Raw genomic sequence first — 17,041 nt, 5'->3', positions numbered from 1 at the left:
CCATGCTAGTTGCCGTGCCACACTGCACGACATGCGACGCCTGTTCCCTGTGACCGAACCAACAACACCCCAGGCCTCCGGCGGTCCGGCCGGCGGGGCGGGTGCCTCCGGCGGTCTGGGCGAGGGGGCGGGTGTCTCCGGCGGTCTGGCCGAGCGTGCGGGGGCGGGCGGCGGGGTGGGTGTCTCCGGCTGGGATGCCGAGGGGGCGGGTGCCTCCGGCGGTCCGGGCGAGGGGGCGGGTGTCTCCGGCGGTCTGGCCGAGCGTGCGGGGTCGGGCGGCGGGGCGGGTGTCTCCGGCTGGGATGCCGAGGGGGCGGGTGTCTCCGGCGGTCCGGGCGAGGGGGCGGTGCTCGATGGCGGAGGCGGTGCGGTTTCCGGTGGGGCGGGTGGTTCCGGTTCCGGGGCTGCCGATCGGGAGTGGGGGCTTGCCGAGCTGGCGCTTGCCTATGCCTACCCCGAGTCCGCCGGGCGGGAGGTCTGGCTGCGGGCCAACATGGTGTCCACGCTCGACGGGGCCGGTCAGCACGACGGGCGGTCGCAGCCCATCTCCGGTGCGGCCGACATGCGGATCTTCGGCACCCTGCGAGGACTCGCGGACGTCGTCGTCGTTGGCGCGGAAACGGTACGGCAGGAGGGGTACCGGCCGGTGCGCGAGCGTGCGGAGTTCGCCGGGGCCCGGGCCGCGGCGGGCCAGGCCAGGGTCGCCGCGGTCGCCGTCGTCAGCGCGAGCCTCGACCTCGACTTCTCGCTCCCGCTGTTCACCGCGCCCCTCGTGCCCACGCTCGTCCTGACCGGCGCGGCGGCCGCCCCCGACCGGGTCGCCGCCGCCGAGGAGGCCGGCGCCCGGGTGGTGGTCGCCGGTGACGGCGCCGGCGTCGACCCCGCCCGCGCGGTCCGCGCCCTCGCCGGCCTCGGCCACACCCGGCTGCTCACCGAGGGCGGCCCCCGGCTGCTCGGGCAGTTCATCGCGGCCGGTGTCCTCGACGAGCTGTGCCTGACGATCTCCCCGATGCTCACGGCGGGCAACGCGCAGCGGATCGCCGGGGGGCCCGGTGTCGCCGTACCCCGACGCTTCGAACTAGTGTCCCTCCTGGAAGAGGCCGGATTCCTGTTCGGTCGCTATCGCCGGTCCTGAAATCGGCGGAATGTACCGTTCCGCTTTGCTTCCGGCGGGCAAACTGAATCCGGCAGTACCCGTGCGATCACGGGGCAGGATGGTTTCCGCAGGGGTGCCGGCCCCACGGAGGACAGAGGGTCGAGCGGCCCTCTAGGGAGAAGAGGCGCCTGGTGTTCACAAGCGTTCTGATGATCGAGAAGGCCCTGACGTCCGCCGACGTGGAGTTCGTCACCACCTTGCACGGGGACGAGCAGGTCGCCTTCCACGTGCTGCTCCAACCGCGCGGCGACCAGGCGGACCGCCTGCTGCGGGCCATCGACGACATCGCACTCGGCGAACTCGACGAGGCCGCGCGCGAGCGGGAGACGCCGGAGGGGGATGCGGCGAAGGGGCCGGCCGAGCAGGCGCTGGACGTGTCCCTCACGGCCCTGCGGGCGGCGGGGAGCACGGCGGAGGGGCGGATGGTCGAGGACCACCCGCTGGACGCGCTGCGGAAGCTGGTGGAAGAGGTGGGCGCGGACGAGGTGATCGTGCTGACCGATCCGCACTATGTGGAGGAGTTCTTCCACCGGGACTGGGCGTCGCGGGCGCGCCACAAGGTGGGGGTGCCGGTGCTGAAGCTGTTCTCGCACAGCAAGGCCTAGACGCCGTAGGGGGTGCGGTGCGTGTGCGGCCGCGGGTGCGTGGTGGCCGGTCGCGCCCGCGCGGCGGTAGCCGCAAGTGGATACAGCCCCGCGCCCCTTTGGGTCGGCTGTTCTCGCGTTGGCTGTGATGTGTCGCGGGTTGCGCCCGCGCGGCGGCAGCCGCACATGGATACAGCCCCGCGCCCCTTCAGGTAGGGATGCCGAGAGTCCCTTGCAAAGCCGAGCGGGCTCCAGCACATAGGCTAGGCACGCTTTCGCACGTCACCGTCTCTGGGAGAAACACATGGCACCCGGCCTTCCTTCCGCCATGGAGCGACCGCACTTCATCGGGATCGGCGGCGCCGGGATGTCGGGGATCGCCAAGATCCTCGCCCAGCGCGGCGCCGAGGTGGCCGGGAGCGACGCCAAGGAGTCGGAGACCGCCGAGGCGCTGCGGGCGCTCGGCGTCACCGTGCACATCGGGCACGCGGCCGGGCACTTGGCCGACGACGCCAGCTGTGTCGTCGTGTCGTCGGCGATCCGGAAGGACAACCCCGAGCTGGCCCGTGCGGCCGAGCTGGGCATCCCGGTGGTGCACCGCTCGGACGCCCTCGCCGCTCTGATGGACGGCCTGCGGCCGATCGCGGTCGCCGGCACCCACGGCAAGACCACCACCACGTCCATGCTCGCGGTGTCCCTGACCGCGCTGGGCCGCACCCCCTCGTACGCCATCGGCGGCGATCTCGACGCCCCCGGCTCCAACGCCCTGCACGGGGAGGGCGAGATCTTCGTCGCCGAGGCGGACGAGTCGGACCGCAGCTTCCACAAGTACGCGCCCGAGGTCGCCATCGTCCTCAACGTGGAGCTGGACCACCACGCCAACTACGCCTCGATCGACGAGATCTACGAGTCCTTCGAGACCTTCGCCGGCCGGATCGTGCCCGGCGGCACGCTGGTGGTCAACGCCGACCACGAGGGAGCGCGCGAGCTGACCCGGCGGGTGGCGGGCAAGGTGCGGACCGTGACGTACGGCGAGGCCGCGGACGCCGACGTCCGGGTGCTGTCCGTCGTACCGCAGGGCCTGAAGAGCGAGGTCACCGTCGTGATGGACGGGGCCGAGCTGACGTTCACGGTGTCCGTGCCCGGTCGGCACTACGCGCACAACGCCGTCGCCGCGCTGGCCGCGGGCGTCGCCCTCGGGGTGCCGGCCGCCGAGCTGGCGCCCGCGCTCGCCGCGTACACGGGCGTGCAGCGGCGCCTCCAGCTCAAGGGCGAGGCGGCCGGTGTCCAGGTCATCGACTCCTACGCCCACCACCCGACCGAGATGACCGCCGACCTGGAGGCCATGCGCGCCGCGGGCGGGGACGCCCGGATCCTGGTGGTGTTCCAGCCGCACCTCTTCTCCCGGACCCAGGAGCTGGGCAAGGAGATGGGCGACGCGCTGGCCCTCGCCGACGCCTCGGTCGTCCTCGACATCTACCCGGCCCGCGAGGACCCGATCCCCGGGGTCACCAGCGAGCTGATCATCGAGGCGGCGCGGGGCGCGGGCGCCGACGTCACCGCCGTGCACGACAAGGACGAGGTTCCCGCCGTGGTCGCGGGAATGACGAAGCCCGGTGATCTGGTTCTCACCATGGGCGCGGGCGATGTGACCGACCTGGGCCCGAGGATCCTGGAACGCCTGGTGAAGTGAGGGGCTGAGAGTCATGTCGTACGACGTCGAGAAGCCGGACGAGCAGTGGCGGGCGGAGCTGTCGCCGGCCGAGTACGCCGTGCTGCGCCAGGCGGCGACCGAGCCGGCCTTCAGGGGTGAGTACACCGACACCAAGACCAAGGGCGTGTACTCCTGTCGCGCCTGCGGTGCCGAGCTGTTCACCTCCGGCACGAAGTTCGAGTCCCACTGCGGATGGCCGAGCTTCTACGACCCGAAGGACACCGACGCGGTCGAGCTGATCGAGGACCGTACCCACGGGATGGTCCGCACCGAGGTGCGCTGTGCGCGCTGCGGCTCGCACCTCGGGCACGTGTTCGAGGGTGAGGGGTATGCGACCCCGACCGACCAGCGGTACTGCATCAACTCGATCTCGCTGCGGCTGACCGCCGACGAGAGCTGAGTCCGGCCGGGCCCGTCCTCAGGCGGGCCCGGAGGCAGCGCCGGCGGGTACGGGCCGGAGCGCCGCAGCCAGGCGTGGCCTGACGTCACCCGGCCCTGTGAAACGTGTCCGGGAGGGGTGACAGTCAGTCGGCTGGTGCCCGGACCCGGGCTGTTTGAGATTCTGTGAGGGTGTCGGGTGTCGCGCGATGGTTCCAGTCCCGCCGGGGACCCGCGTCCGCCGACGTCCCGGGCGGACAGGCCGGGCGCACGACGGGCGACGGCCCCGCCGCGCCGTTGCGGGCGTTGCGCACGGCCGCGGCCGGCATCGGCACGAGCCTCGACGAGTCCACCACCTGTACGGAACTGACCCGGGCGGCGGTACGGCTGGTGGGCGGGAGCGCGGCCGTGATGCGGCGCGTCGGCGACACCGTCTCCGGCTACGAGTCGATCACCGGCGACGCCGATCTGCTGCCCGACGCCCGCTGGGCCACCGCGGTGGTCCGGGACGCGGGCACCCCGGCGGCCGACCACTGGGCGGACCCCTGGCTGTCCCGTCCCGTCGGCAACCGCGCCCGTCCGGCCCTGTGCGCGCCCCTGACCAGCGGCTCCGACCAGTACGGCGTCCTGGTCTGCGCCCGCGAGGGTGTCGCCTTCGCCCGTGCGGAGGCCGAACTGCTCGCCCTGCTCGCCGAACGCGCCGCCTCCCACATCCGGCACGCCCGCGAGTACGAGCAGGTCAACCGCACCGCCGGTGACCTGCAACGCGCCCTGCTCGCCGAGCCCGGCCGGCCGCACCCCAACCTGGACGTGGCCATCCGCTACCTCCCGGCCGGCGGCCGGGTGCTGGTCGGCGGCGACTGGTGCGAGACCGTACGGCTGCACTTCGGGCGCACGCTGCTCGTCGTCGGCGACGTGATGGGGCACGGGCTGGAGGCCGCCGTCGACATGAACGCGTACCGGTCCTTGCTGCGCTACATCGCCTCCTCCGAGCTGCCCCCGCACCGGGTGCTGCGCCAGATGGACGACATCGCCGCCACCGAGGCGGACCGAAGACCCGCCACCTGCCTGCTCGTGCGCGTCGACCCGGGCCGCGGGCAGGTCACCCTCGCCAGCGCCGGCCATCTGCCGCCCGCGCTGATCACCAGGGGAGGGCGTACCGCACTCCTGCGGGTCCCCGTCGGCCCGCCCCTGGGTACCGGTTTCGGCGGCTACGAGTCGGCCACCCACCGGCTCGAACCCGACGAGGCGCTGGTGCTCTTCACCGACGGCCTGGTGGAGCACCGCGGCGAGGACATCGACCGCTCCCTGCACCGCCTCGCCGCCCTCGACTTCACCCCCGCCGTCGGCGTCGACAGCCTGCTGGAGTCCATCCTCACCCGCCTCGACGCCCGCCACGCCGAGGACGACGTCGCGGTACTGGCAGCACGCCCGCACCCCCGCCAGGGCGGGTTCGGCCCGGCCGCGGAGGACGCGTCGGAGGAGGGCTAGCCGGCGGTGCGGGCGGCGGCCCGGTTCCTGGGCAGCGTCAGCGTGAACACCGTGCCGGCCGTGGGGCCCTCGCCCAGCCCGATGGTCCCGCCGTGCGCCTCCACCAGCGCCCGGGCCACCGACAGGCCGAGCCCGCTGCCGCCGCGGTCGCGGCTGCGGGCCTTGTCGACGCGGTAGAAGCGGTCGAAGACCCGGGCGCGGTCGCCGGCGGGGATGCCGGGGCCGTGGTCGGCGACGCTCACCGACGCCGAGCCGGCGGTGACGGCGACCGTCACGAAGACCGGGGTGCCGGTGGGCGTGTGGACGGCCGCGTTGGTGAGGAGGTTGTCCAGCACCTGGCGGATACGGACCGGATCGAGGCGGACCGGTACCGGGTCCGGGCCGGCGGTCACCGTCAGGGGATGGTCCGCGTGGGCGGCACGGAAGGCGTCGGCGGCCTCCCGGACCAGTTCCGTCAGGTCGGCGTCCTCCAGCCGCAGCGGGGTCTCCACCTCGGCCGCGTCAAGGCGGGCGAGGAGCAGCAGGTCGTCGAGGAGGATGCCCATCCGGGCGGCCTCCGCGCGCAGCCGGGCCAGATGCCGGTCGCGTTCCCCCGGCTCGTTGGCGGCGGCGTACTGGAAGAGGTCGGCGTAGCCGCGTACCGACATCAGCGGGGTGCGCAGCTCGTGCGAGGCGTCCGCGACGAACCGGCGCAGCCGCTGTTCGGCCTCGGCGCGGACGGCGAGGGAGTGGTCGATGTGTTCGAGCATCGTGTTGAACGCGGTGCGCAGCTCCTCGACCTCCGGCCCGCCGCCCCGCTTCGCCGCGCGCAGCGGCAGCCGGGCCGCCGACTCCGTCAGGTTGTGCGAGGCGATGCCATGGGCCGTGTGCGCCATGTCGCTCAGCGGTTCGAGACCGTGCCGCAGCAGCCGGCGGCCGAACACCACCAGCGCCAGCAGCGCCAGCCCGAAGGCGACCACCTGGACCGTGACCAGCTGGCGAACCGTGTTGCCGATGCTGTCCGTCGGCGCCCCGCTCACCAGCACCACGCCCGGCTCCACCTCGCAGCCGCGCAGCCGGTACTCGCCCTCCCCGGTCAGGTCCTTGGTGCGCAGTACCTCGGTGCCCGCGGCGATCTGCGCCTTCGCCACCGACGTGAGCGGGGCGATGTCCGCGGGCAGGTCACTGCTCTCCTCCGGCTTGCGCAGCACCGGGGTGCCGTGCGAGACGTCGTACACGGCGTAGTACCAGTGGTAGTACTTCTTGCCCTGGAGCGTGCCGTTCTGCGCGATGCTCTTGGACTGGGCGACCTGGGCCAGTCCCAGCTGGTCGTCCAGCTGGGCCGACAGGTAGTCCCGCATGTACATCGTCAGCGACGTGCCGACGATCGCGAACACCACCAGGGCCAGCGCCCCGAGCCCCAGCGCCAGCCGGGTGCCCAGGCGCATGGTCCGGTACGAGCGCCGCAGCCGGCCGATCCGCGCCAGGCCCGTCCGGAACCGGCCGGTCACTCCGCGGCCTGCTGCCGGATGACGTACCCGAAGCCGCGCACGGTGTGGATCAGCGACTCCCCGCCGGTCTCGTCCATCTTGCGGCGCAGCCGGCTGACGACCAGCTCCACCACGTTCGAACGGCCGCCGAAGCCGTACTCCCACACGTGGTCGAGGATCTGCGCCTTGGTGAGCACGGTCGGCGACTTGCGCATCAGGTAGCGCAGCACCTCGAACTCGGTCGGGGTCAGCGAGAGCAGCCGGTCGCCGCGGCGGACCTCGCGGGTGTCCTCGTCCATCGTCAGGTCGGCGACCCGCAGCACCGAGCGCTGGAAGCCGGGTCCGGCGCTGCGCCGCAGCACCGTGCGCAGCCGGGCCATCAGCTCCTCCACCGCGAACGGCTTGACCAGGTAGTCGTCCCCGCCCCGGGTCAGCCCCGCGACCCGGTCCGCGACCCCGTCGCGCGCCGTGAGGAACACCACCGGCACCATCGTCCCGGAGCGCCGCAGCCGGTCGAGGACACCGAAGCCGTCGAGATCCGGCAGCATCAGGTCGAGCACGACGATGTCCGGCCGGAACTCGGCGGCCCTGGCCAGCGCGTCCTCGCCCGAGTACGCGGTGACCGCCTCCCAGCCCTCGTACCGCGCGACCGTCGCGACCAGGTCGGCGATCGGCGGGTCGTCGTCCACGACGAGGAGTCGTACTTTTTCCACCCGCTCATACTGCGCCACCCGGCCGTGGACGCCAGACCCGTGCTCACACAGAGAACACATCGATAACGAGTTGAAAGTCGTCCGACAGGAAAACGACAGCAGCGGCGGGTGAAGCTCGACTCCCAGGATCCGATCAAGGAGCTGCCGGCCCGTGACGACCGTCCAATCACCCCCTGCGCCCCCCACGGCGATACGCCCCAGGGTGGTGGCCCGCACGGGCCTGTACGCCGTGCTCGCCGCGAACGCGGCCGTGGTCGCCTACTTCTTCGCCCAGGCGGGCTTCGCCTCCAACGCCCTGATCGTCATCGGCCGCTTCTTCGGCCTCTACGGCGCCCTCGTCATGGCCTTCCAGCTGGTGCTGGTGGCCCGGCTGCCCTGGCTGGACCGCCGGATCGGCATGGACCGGCTGACCTCCTGGCACCGCTGGACCGGTTTCGCCCTGCTCTGGACGCTGCTCGCGCACGCCGTCTTCATCAGCTTCGGCTACGCGGACGGCGCGGGCGTCGGCCCGGTCTCCGAGCTCGTCGACCTCGCGGAGACGACGCAAGGCGTGCTCCGGGCCGTGGTCGCGCTCGGCATCATCCTCGTGATCGGCGCCGTCTCGGCCCGCTACGCCCGCCGCCGGCTCGCCTACGAGACCTGGCACTTCGTCCACCTGTACACCTACGTGGCCGTGGTCCTCGCCTTCAGCCACCAGGTCGCGGTCGGTACGACCTTCACGTCCTCGTCCGCGGCGAAGACGTACTGGTACACGGTGTGGGGCGTGGCGCTCGGCGCGGTGGCCCTGGGCCGCCTGGTCCTGCCGCTGTGGCGCAACCACCGGCACCAGTTCCGGGTCTCCGCCGTCGTCCCCGAGTCGGCCAACGTGGTGTCCGTGTACGTCACCGGCCGCGACCTCGACAAGCTGGGGGCGCAGGCCGGCCAGTTCTTCCTCTGGCGGTTCCTGACCAAGGACCGCTGGTGGCAGGCGAACCCCTTCTCCCTCTCCGCCGCCCCCGACGGCCGCACCCTGCGCCTGACCGCCAAGGCCGCCGGCGACGGCAGCGCCGCGCTGCGCCACCTCAAGCCCGGCACCCGGGTCTTCGCCGAGGGCCCCTACGGCGCCTTCACCACCCTGCACCGCCGGAAGCCGGAGTCCCTGCTCATCGCCGGCGGCGTCGGCGTCACCCCCATCCGCGCCCTCCTGGAGGACCTCGAAGGCCACGCGGTCGTCATCTACCGCGTCGGCACCGACCGGGACGCCGTCCTCTACGACGAACTCCGCGACCTCGCCGTCGCCAAGGGCGCCGAACTCCACCTGGTCACCGGCCCGCCGGTCCCCGACAGGCTGGCCCCGCGCGAACTGGTCCGGCTGGTGCCGGACATCGCCGACCGGGACGTCTTCCTGTGCGGTCCGCCGCCGATGATGAACGCGGTGCTGCGCACCCTGGGAGACCTGGGCGTGCCCAAGCCGCAGATCCACTTCGAGCGTTTCAGCCTGGCGGGATGAGAGAGACACCGTGAAGCGAGCCATACCTGTCGTCGCCCTGAGCATCGCGGGCCTGATCCCCGTCTGGCGCTACGAGCCGTCGATCGGCGGCACGACGTCCGCCACCGCCGAGCCCGCCCCCGCGCCGTCGGCAACCTCGACCACCGCTTCGGGCACCTCTTCCGGCACCGTCGTCAAGGGCACCACCGTCAACACCGACAAGGGCCCGGTGCAGGTCCAGGTGACCTTCTCCGCCGACAAGATCTCCGCGGTGACGATGCTCCAGCAGCCGAACCACCCGCAGACGGCGGCCGCGGTGCCGGTGCTCGTCTCTGAGACACTGAAGGCACAGAGCGCGGACATCGACACCGTGTCCGGGGCGACGATCACCAGCGACGCCTACAAGGAGTCCCTCCAGGCCGCGATCGACGCGAAGGGCTGAGCGCATGCAGCGGGTCGAACATGTCATGGGCTTCCCCGTGTCCCTGCGGATCGACGACGCGGGGGACTACAAGGAGGCCGCGGACGCCGTGTTCGCCTGGCTGCGCGAGGTCGACGAGCGGTTCAGTCCCTTCCGGCCGGGCAGCGAGGTCTCCCGGCTCGACCGCGGTGAGCTCGCCGGGTCCGAGGTGAGCCAGGACCTCGCCGAGGTGCTCGCGCTGTGCGAGGAGTACCGGGTGGCGACCGGGGGCGCGTTCGACGTACGGCTGCCGGGGCGGGGCCTCGACCCGTGCGCGGTGGTCAAGGGCTGGTCGGTGCAGCGGGCGGCGGAGGGGCTCGCGGCGGCCGGGGCGCGCCGGTTCGTGCTGAACGCCGGCGGTGACGTGGTCGCCTCCGGCGGGCCCTGGCGGGTGGGGGTACGGCACCCCGAGCACGCCGACCGGCTGTGCACGGTGCTCGAACTCACCGACGGGGCGGTCGCCACCTCGGCCCGCTACGAGCGCGGCGACCACATCGTCGACGGTCGCACCGGGCGTCCGGCGACCGGCCTGCTCAGCCTGACGGTCGTCGCCTCCTCGCTGACCGAGGCGGACTCCGTGGCCACGGCCGCCTTCGCGATGGGCGCCGAGGGCGTCGGGTGGGCGGCCGCGCGTCCGGGCTGCGAGGTGTTCGCCGTGGACGCCGGGCGTCAGGTGCTGCGGACGGCGGGTTTCCCGGTCGCGGGGGAGCCGTCGGCGGCGGCCTGACGGGCCCCGGCGGTTCAGCGGACGGGGGAGGGGAGCTCCGCCGCGATGCGCGTGACGGACTCTCCGACCGCGTCCAGGGCCGCCGTTCGTTCCTGGTCGGTCATGCGGGCCGGTGCGTGGGTGACCACCGGATCCAGGACCTGGAAGCCGACGAACTCCAGCATCCCGCGGTGGATGTGGAACAGGAAGTCGTCCAGCGGGCCGAAGGCGCCGCCGGGCCGGAACGCCTCGCCGGACCCGCCGGTCGTGATCAGCAGTACCGCGCGTTTTCCGGCGAGGGCCCCGTCGTCGAAGAGCCCGTGCTCCCCGCCGAAGACCGCGCCCATCACGAAGACCCGGTCGATCCAGCCCTTGAGGACGGCGGGCAGCGAGAACCACCACAGCGGGAACGACAGCACGAGCAGGTCGGCGGCGAGCAACTGGTCGAGATGGGCCCGGACGGCCGCGTCGAGCGTCCCCTCGGCGACCGCCTTGAGCTGCTCGGCCTGTGGCTTGAACGGTCCGTCCACCGGTGCGAACTCCTCGCGGGCGAGGACCGGTGCCCATCCGTCGGCGTAGAGGTCGAGGACGTCGACCCGGTACCCGGCCTCGCGCAGGACCCGGGCAGCGGTGGTCATCTGGGCGGTGCTGAACGAGCCGGGCTCGGGGTGGGCGTGCACGATCAGGGCGACGGGCGCGGCATCGGCGGCATCGGAGGTCGGCATGAGGAGATCGTATCGACATATTGCGATGCGTCAATGGGAGGTGCCGGTCAGAGGGTGGCGTCGATCGCCTCCGCCAGCTGCGCCAGCCGCTCCTCGTCGCGCCGGTAGTGGGTGAACTTGCCCACCCGGGTGGGGCGCACGAGCCCCGCCCGTTCGAGCGTGCTCATGTAACTGGAGACCGTCGACTGGGCGAGCCCGGACTTCGCCTGGATGTGGTTGACGCACACGCCGACCGACCGGCGGTCCGCGATCGGCTCGTACGCAGCGAAGTGCGTGTCGGGATCCTTCAGCCACTGCATGATCTGCAGCCGGGCCGGGTTGCCGAGGGCCTTGAACACCTCGATCAGACCGTCCGGATCCCATCCCGCTGTCGCGGCCATGTGCAACCTTTCTCGCCGGTCGATCCGACACACCACGGTATCTCGACACGGGCGGGCCGCCGGTAGGGGATACCGGCGGCCCGCCCGCTTCCGGGGGAGGGGTCAGCCGACGTCGGAGGCGTCCAGGCGGTACAGGCCGCTGTACGCGCTCACGGCCGTGCCGTGCTTCTTCACCCAGGTCGCGATCTCGGAGTTGGTGCCCTGGCCGCCGTCGCTGCTGACGACGATGTAGTGCAGCTTGCCGGCCTTCACCAGGCTCTTGAGCTTGGCGAGGGTCATCGCGTTGTCGCTGCCGGACCAGCCGCCCATGGAGATGACGGGCTGACCGGACTCCAGGATGATCGAGGAGGCCGTCTGGTCGGTGGCCACCGCGACCAGCCAGGTGGCGCCGTCCTGGTGCTTCTTCAGGTACGTGATCATCGCGGAGCTGACCTGGCTGCCACCGCCCATGCCCCCGGCGGTCCGACCGGACTCCGACTGGCTGCTGGAGCTGGAGCTGGAGCTGGAGCTGGAGCCGGCATCGGCATCGGTGGTTCCCGTTCCGGTCGGCGGCTGCCCCATGGACTGCCCGCTGGAGCTGCTGGAGCCGCCGGGGGCGGTGCCGCTCGGCGCGCTGCCGCTCGGGCGCTGGCCGCCGCCGCCCATGCCGCCCATGCCGCCGCCGGTGTTCGGCCCGGCCGTCGGGTTGGTGCCGTTGGTGCTCGCGGTCGTGGCCGCCGAGACGGAGTAGGCGGCCGGGCCGGCGAGCAGGGCGACGACCGCCGCCACCGCCGCGAGGCCCATCAGCTTCTGCCGCCGCATGAACCGCCCGACCAGGAGCCCGGCCACCGCGAGCGCGCCGCCCAGTGCGGCCACCACCTCGGCGACCGTGTACACCGTGCCGGAGCCGGAGACCCGCTGGAGCAGGACGACCGCCCATACCGTGCTGACGGCGACGGCCACCGGAAGCACCCAGCCCCACGTGGCGGCCGAGCCCTCCTTGAAGGCCTTGAAGAGCATGACCCCGCCCGCGCCGGCCAGGGCGGCGATCCCCGGCGCCATGGCGGTGACGTAGTACGGGTGGAAGGTGCCCTCGGCGAGGGAGAAGGTCAGGAAGTGCAGGACGAACCAGCCGCCCCACAGCATCAGCGCGGCTCGCCTGGCGTCGGTGCGCGGTGCCCGGCCGCGCAGCACCAGGCCGCCGGCGAGGGCGATCGCGGCGAACGGGATCAGCCAGGAGATCTGGCCGCCCATGATGTCGTTGAACATCCGGTACAGGCCCGAGCTGCCGCCGAAGCTGGCGCCGTTGCCGGCCGAGCCCACCGAGGAACTCGCCCCGAAGATCCGGCCGAAGCCGTTGTAGCCGATGACCAGGTCCCACACGGTGTTGTCGGTGGAGCCGCCGATGTAGGGCCGCGAGGAGGCCGGGATCAGGTCGACGATCACCATCCACCAGGCGCTGCTCACGACCAACGCGACCGTGGCGACGACGAGGTTGCGGATGCGCCGGCCCAACGACGCGTTCGCCGCCCACAGATAGACCAGGAAGAACGCGGGCAGTACGACGTACGCCTGCATCATCTTGGTGTTGAAGGCGAACCCGATCGCGACCGCCGACCAGACCAGCGGCATGAGCCTGCCCGTGCGCACCGCCTTCAGCAGCGCGGCCGCGCCGAGCAGCATCAGGAAGACCAGGACCGGGTCGGGGTTGGTGTCGCGGTTGATGGCGACGGTGATCGGGGTGAGGGTCAGGACGAGGGCGGCGATCGTGCCCGCCACGACCCCGAAGTCCCGCTTGACCAGGCGGTACAGCAGGGCGACCGAGCCGACTCCGACGGTGACCATCGGCAGCATCAACTGCCAGGTGCCGTACCCGAAGACGCGGGCGGACAGACCCATCACCCACAGGGCGAAGGGGGGCTTGTCGACGGTGATGAAGCTGCCGGCGTCGAGGGCGCCGAAGAAGAACGCCTTCCAGCTCTTGGTGCCTGAGTAGACCGCCGCGTCGTAGAAGCTGTTGCCGGTGACGGAGGTGAGGTTCCAGGCGTACAGGGCGGTGGCCAGGAGCAGGATCGCCCACAGGGCCGGGCGGGCCCAGCGCGGGTCCTCGGGGGCGCCCGTGAACAGCCTTCTGACACGCGAGACCGGCGGGGTGGCGGCCCGGTGCCGGCCGTCCTGGACCGGGGTGGGCGGCGGGGCGAGGGTCGTCATGACGCGTACTCCATGGGCTCGGCGGCGGTGGCTGCCCCGGTGGGCAGGGCCGTGACGTTCTGGGGGACGGTGGTGCGGCGGGGTACGGCGCGGATGCGGGTGCGGCCGGTGACGGTGGCCCGGAACATGCGGGCCATGCCCAAGAGGTCGTCGACGGCGGTGCGGACGATGTCGACCCGGCTGTCGGGGTCGTCGACCCAGTCGACCGGGACCTCGTGCACGCGCAGCCCGTTGCGCTGGGCGAGCACGAGGAGTTCGGTGTCGAAGAACCAGGCGGTGTCCTCGATGTGCGGGGCGAGGGCGCGGAACACCTCGGTGCGCACGGCCTTGAAGCCGCACTGCGCGTCCGAGAAGCGGGCGCCGAGGCCTGCCTTGAGGAGCAGGTTGTAGGAGCGCGAGATGAACTCCCGCTTCGGGCCGCGCACCACGGCCGACTGCCGGTGCAGCCGGCTGCCGACGGCGAGGTCGCTGTGCCCGGACAGGAGCGGGGCGACGAGGGGCAGGAAGCCTTCGAGTCCGGTCGACAGATCGACGTCCATGTAGGCGACGACGTCGGCGGTGGAGCGGCTCCACACGTGCTTCAGGGCGCGGCCCCGGCCCTTCTGCTCCAGCCGCCGTGCGTGCACGTGCGGCAGGCGCAGGGCCAGGTCGGTCGCCACCGTCCAGGTGGCGTCCGTGCTCGCGTTGTCCGCGATCGTGATGCGGAACGGGAACGGGAAGGAGTCTTCGAGGTATGCGTGGAGACGGCCGATGCTGCCGGCGAGGACGTGTGCCTCGTTGTACACCGGCACCACGATCTCGACCGACCGGCGCCGGACGCCTCCCGCGTTCGTTTCGTTCATGACCATGACGATCGGGGCGCTGTCTGGGGCGGTCGTGAGGCTTCACTGAGCGAGGAATGAGAATCAGGGAACTCACAGGTGTCGCACAGCGGGCCTCGGTCAGGTCACAAACTGAAGAGGATCAGTCAGCCGCCAAAGTGCTGAAACACTTCCGGTTTAAACTCTGTCCACAACTGCCTGCGCCACGGCGACCGTGGTCGATAACTGGGCACTTTCTGGCAAACCCGAAGGGTATTCGGCGTTTTGATACGGATAGATTCAGTCACCAAGCGGTACCCGGACGGTACGGTCGCCGTCGACCGGCTCTCCCTGGAGATACCGCATCGCTCGATCACCGTCTTCGTCGGCCCTTCGGGCTGTGGCAAGACGACGACCCTTCGGATGATCAACCGGATGGTGGAGCCCAGCGAGGGCCGCATCCTCCTCGACGGCGCCGACATCCAGGCACAGCCGGTCAACACCCTGCGCCGGTCGATGGGTTACGTCATCCAGAACGCCGGTCTCTTCCAGCACCGCACCATCATCGACAACATCGCCACCGTGCCCCGGCTGCTCGGCTGGAGCAAGCAGCGGGCGCGGTCCCGGGCGGCCGAGCTGATGGAGCGGGTGGGGCTCGACTCCGCGCTCGCCAAGCGCTATCCGTACCAGCTCTCCGGCGGCCAGCAGCAGCGCGTCGGTGTGGCCCGGGCGCTCGCCGCCGACCCGCCGGTGCTGCTGATGGACGAGCCGTTCTCCGCCGTCGACCCCGTGGTCCGCAAGGGACTCCAGGACGAACTCCTGCGTATCCAGGGCGAGTTGGGCAAGACCATCGTCTTCGTCACCCATGACATCGACGAGGCGATCAAGCTCGGCACGATGGTCGCCGTGATGCGCACCGGCGGCCATCTCGCGCAGTTCGCCCCGCCCGCCGAACTGCTCACCGACCCGGCGGACGCGTTCGTCGAGGACTTCCTCGGCGCCGACCGGGGCATCCGGCGGCTGTCCTTCTTCCCGTCCGCGGACCTTGAGCTGCAGACCGCCCCGATCGTCGCGATCGACGCCGACGCCACCCGGCTCGGCGCCCGCGCCACGGCCGACGCCCCCTATCTCCTCGTGACGGACCTGGACGGCAGGCCGCTCGGCTGGGGCGAGCCGCGAGCCCTCACCCCCGGCTCGATCCGGCCGGAGCAACTGGTGTCGTACGGGCGGCCCTTCGTGCCCGGCAAGGACTCGCTGCGCGCCGCCCTCGACGGTTCCGTCCTCTCGCCGACCGGCTGGGCCGTGGCCGTGGACGGCGAGGGACGCGCGGTCGGCGTCGTCTCCCAGCAGGTCATCGGCGCCGCGATCCGCACCGCCCACGCCGAGGGCCGCGACGACGCGAAGGTCGGGGGATGAGCGGCTTCTTCGACATCCCGAGCGACCTCCAGAACACCTACTTCGGGCTGATCGGCCTCCACCTGCGCGAGGCCCTCATCCCGGTCCTGGCCGGTCTGCTGGTGTCCCTGCCCATCGCCCAGCTCTGCGTGCGTTTCCGCTGGCTGTACCCGCCGGTGCTGGGCGTGACCACGATCCTGTACGCCATCCCCTCCCTGGCCTTCTTCGTCGTCCTCATCGACTACACGGGCCAGACCGAGACGACGGTGATGATCCCGCTCGCGGTGTACAGCCTGGTGGTCCTGGTCCCGGCCATCGTGGACGGCGTCCGCTCGGTCCCGGCCGAGACCCTGGCCGCCGCGACCGCGATGGGCCTCGGCCCCGTACGCCGTTACTTCCAGGTCCAGTTGCCGATCGCCGTCCCCGCGATCATCGCGGGCCTGCGCGTCGCCACCGTCTCCAGCATCTCCCTGGTCAGCGTCGGCATGCTGATCGGCAACCAGGGCGCCCTCGGCAACCTGCTCAACGACGCGAACCTCTACCACCGTCCCGAACTGGCGGTGAACTCGGTCGTGACCACAGCCGTGCTGGCCATCCTGGCCGACGCCGTCCTCGTCCTCGTACGCCGTGTGCTGACGCCCTGGATGCCGAAGGAGAGCGCCCGGTGAACGTCCTGAACTTCATCCACGCCTTCTTCAGCGACAGCTCCCACTGGCACGGCTACGACGGCATCCCGGCCCGGCTGTGGGAGCACATCCAGTACTCCCTGGAGGCCCTCGCCTACGCCGCCCTCATCGGCCTGCCCATCGGCCTGATCACCGGCCACTACGGCCGCGGCGGCAACACCCTCGCGCTGATCGCCACGGCCGGCCGGGCGCTGCCCAGCTTCGGCCTGCTGGTCCTGATGTTCATCTGGCTCGGCTTCGGCATGCTGCCGGTGATGATCCCGCTGGTGATCCTCGCCGTACCGCCGATCCTGGTCACGACGTACGAGGCGATGCGCTCGGTCGACCCGTCCCCGGTGGACGCGGCCCGGGGCATGGGAATGCCGGAGGCACGCGTCCTCTTCCAGGTCGAATTCCCGGTCGCCCTCCCGCTGATCCTCAGCGGCCTGCGCTCGGCGGCCATCCAGATCGTCTCGACGGCGACGATCGCGGCGTACGTCAGCCTGGGCGGCCTCGGCCGCTACATCATCGACGGCCTCTACCAGAAGAACTACGAGAAGGTCGTGGGCGGCGCCACGTTGGTGGCGGCGATGGCCCTGGCCACGCTGGGGATTTTCTGGGCCATAGCCCGATTGACGGTTTCTCCTGGAGTACGGAGGGGATAACGCGCTCCTCAGGGGCGCGGGACTGTATCAATATGCGGCTCCGCCGCGTGGGCGCGACCAGCCCCACGCGGCGGACAGTTCC

At 71.9% G+C, this 17,041-nt stretch carries 17 protein-coding genes; 11 read left to right on the top strand and 6 right to left on the bottom strand.

What is annotated here, in order from left to right:
* Positions 1-346 precede the first annotated feature (346 nt).
* The 5 genes from SSP29_RS33845 (at position 347) to SSP29_RS33825 (ending at position 5,323) form a co-directional block, all read left to right on the top strand.
* The gene (locus SSP29_RS33845; RefSeq protein WP_089104772.1) at positions 347-1,135 is read left to right on the top strand and encodes a pyrimidine reductase family protein; all 789 of its coding nucleotides are present in this window, start codon (positions 347-349) and stop codon (positions 1,133-1,135) included.
* A gap of 152 nt (positions 1,136-1,287) precedes the next feature.
* Positions 1,288-1,761, top strand: coding sequence for an indole-3-glycerol phosphate synthase (locus tag SSP29_RS33840; protein WP_089104693.1), 474 nt, complete (start codon positions 1,288-1,290; stop codon positions 1,759-1,761).
* Positions 1,762-2,044: 283 nt separating this feature from the next.
* Entirely contained in the window at positions 2,045-3,433 is a 1,389-nt protein-coding gene (gene murC, locus SSP29_RS33835) for a UDP-N-acetylmuramate--L-alanine ligase (RefSeq protein WP_089104692.1), read from the top strand.
* Positions 3,434-3,446: 13 nt separating this feature from the next.
* A complete protein-coding gene (msrB, locus tag SSP29_RS33830; protein ID WP_089104691.1) occupies positions 3,447-3,854 on the top strand; it encodes a peptide-methionine (R)-S-oxide reductase MsrB in 408 nt (135 codons plus the stop codon).
* Positions 3,855-4,024: 170 nt separating this feature from the next.
* Positions 4,025-5,323, top strand: a complete 1,299-nt coding sequence (locus tag SSP29_RS33825; RefSeq protein ID WP_089104690.1) for a PP2C family protein-serine/threonine phosphatase — start codon at positions 4,025-4,027, stop codon at positions 5,321-5,323.
* Here the strand turns inward: SSP29_RS33825 and SSP29_RS33820 are convergent.
* A complete protein-coding gene (locus SSP29_RS33820; RefSeq protein WP_089104771.1) occupies positions 5,320-6,750 on the bottom strand; it encodes a sensor histidine kinase in 1,431 nt (476 codons plus the stop codon). The two genes, SSP29_RS33825 and SSP29_RS33820, sit on opposite strands and share 4 nt — an antisense overlap.
* Positions 6,751-6,809: 59 nt before the next feature.
* Complete coding sequence (locus SSP29_RS33815; RefSeq protein WP_089104689.1) at positions 6,810-7,505, bottom strand: response regulator transcription factor; 696 nt, start codon at positions 7,503-7,505, stop codon at positions 6,810-6,812.
* Between the two features lie 151 nt (positions 7,506-7,656).
* Here SSP29_RS33815 and SSP29_RS33810 point away from each other — a divergent pair, with 151 nt between their 5' ends.
* The 3 genes from SSP29_RS33810 to SSP29_RS33800 are packed head-to-tail and all read left to right on the top strand — an operon-like array spanning position 7,657 to position 10,160.
* Positions 7,657-8,994 carry a ferredoxin reductase family protein gene (locus SSP29_RS33810; RefSeq protein ID WP_089104688.1) on the top strand — a complete coding sequence of 446 codons (1,338 nt, stop codon included), beginning with the start codon at positions 7,657-7,659 and terminating at the stop codon, positions 8,992-8,994.
* Between the two features lie 10 nt (positions 8,995-9,004).
* Positions 9,005-9,415: an FMN-binding protein gene (locus SSP29_RS33805; RefSeq protein WP_089104687.1), complete on the top strand. Its 411-nt coding sequence runs from the start codon at positions 9,005-9,007 to the stop codon at positions 9,413-9,415.
* Between the two features lie 4 nt (positions 9,416-9,419).
* Positions 9,420-10,160: an FAD:protein FMN transferase gene (locus tag SSP29_RS33800; RefSeq protein WP_089104686.1), complete on the top strand. Its 741-nt coding sequence runs from the start codon at positions 9,420-9,422 to the stop codon at positions 10,158-10,160.
* A 14-nt stretch (positions 10,161-10,174) separates the two neighbouring features.
* Here the strand turns inward: SSP29_RS33800 and SSP29_RS33795 are convergent, their stop codons facing one another.
* The 4 genes from SSP29_RS33795 to SSP29_RS33780 all read right to left on the bottom strand — a co-directional run bounded on the left by SSP29_RS33795 (position 10,175) and on the right by SSP29_RS33780 (position 14,276).
* Positions 10,175-10,864 carry an NAD(P)H-dependent oxidoreductase gene (locus SSP29_RS33795; RefSeq protein ID WP_089104685.1) on the bottom strand — a complete coding sequence of 230 codons (690 nt, stop codon included), beginning with the start codon at positions 10,862-10,864 and terminating at the stop codon, positions 10,175-10,177.
* A 47-nt stretch (positions 10,865-10,911) separates the two neighbouring features.
* Complete coding sequence (locus tag SSP29_RS33790) at positions 10,912-11,244, bottom strand: ArsR/SmtB family transcription factor (protein WP_089104684.1); 333 nt, start codon at positions 11,242-11,244, stop codon at positions 10,912-10,914.
* Positions 11,245-11,346: 102 nt separating this feature from the next.
* Entirely contained in the window at positions 11,347-13,434 is a 2,088-nt protein-coding gene (locus SSP29_RS33785; RefSeq protein WP_089104683.1) for an ArnT family glycosyltransferase, read from the bottom strand.
* Positions 13,431-14,276: a dolichyl-phosphate beta-glucosyltransferase gene (locus SSP29_RS33780; RefSeq protein WP_089104770.1), complete on the bottom strand. Its 846-nt coding sequence runs from the start codon at positions 14,274-14,276 to the stop codon at positions 13,431-13,433. Before SSP29_RS33780 ends, SSP29_RS33785 begins: the two co-directional genes overlap by 4 nt.
* 243 nt (positions 14,277-14,519) lie before the next feature.
* Between SSP29_RS33780 and SSP29_RS33775 the strand changes: the two genes are divergently transcribed.
* Genes SSP29_RS33775 through SSP29_RS33765 form a run of 3 tightly spaced genes read left to right on the top strand, consistent with a single transcriptional unit; the run spans position 14,520 to position 16,959 of the window.
* Positions 14,520-15,650, top strand: coding sequence for an ABC transporter ATP-binding protein (locus tag SSP29_RS33775; protein WP_167450054.1), 1,131 nt, complete (start codon positions 14,520-14,522; stop codon positions 15,648-15,650).
* Entirely contained in the window at positions 15,647-16,297 is a 651-nt protein-coding gene (locus tag SSP29_RS33770; protein WP_089104682.1) for an ABC transporter permease, read from the top strand. Before SSP29_RS33775 ends, SSP29_RS33770 begins: the two co-directional genes overlap by 4 nt.
* Complete coding sequence (locus SSP29_RS33765) at positions 16,294-16,959, top strand: ABC transporter permease (RefSeq protein ID WP_089104681.1); 666 nt, start codon at positions 16,294-16,296, stop codon at positions 16,957-16,959. The genes SSP29_RS33770 and SSP29_RS33765 overlap by 4 nt, the downstream gene beginning before the upstream one ends.
* Positions 16,960-17,041 lie beyond the last annotated feature (82 nt).

The organism is Streptomyces hyaluromycini, from assembly GCF_002217755.1.
Taxonomy (GTDB): Bacteria; Actinomycetota; Actinomycetes; order Streptomycetales; family Streptomycetaceae; genus Streptomyces; species Streptomyces hyaluromycini.
Note: the sequence above shows the minus strand (reverse complement) of the source record. Positions and strands in the feature narration are given on the sequence as shown.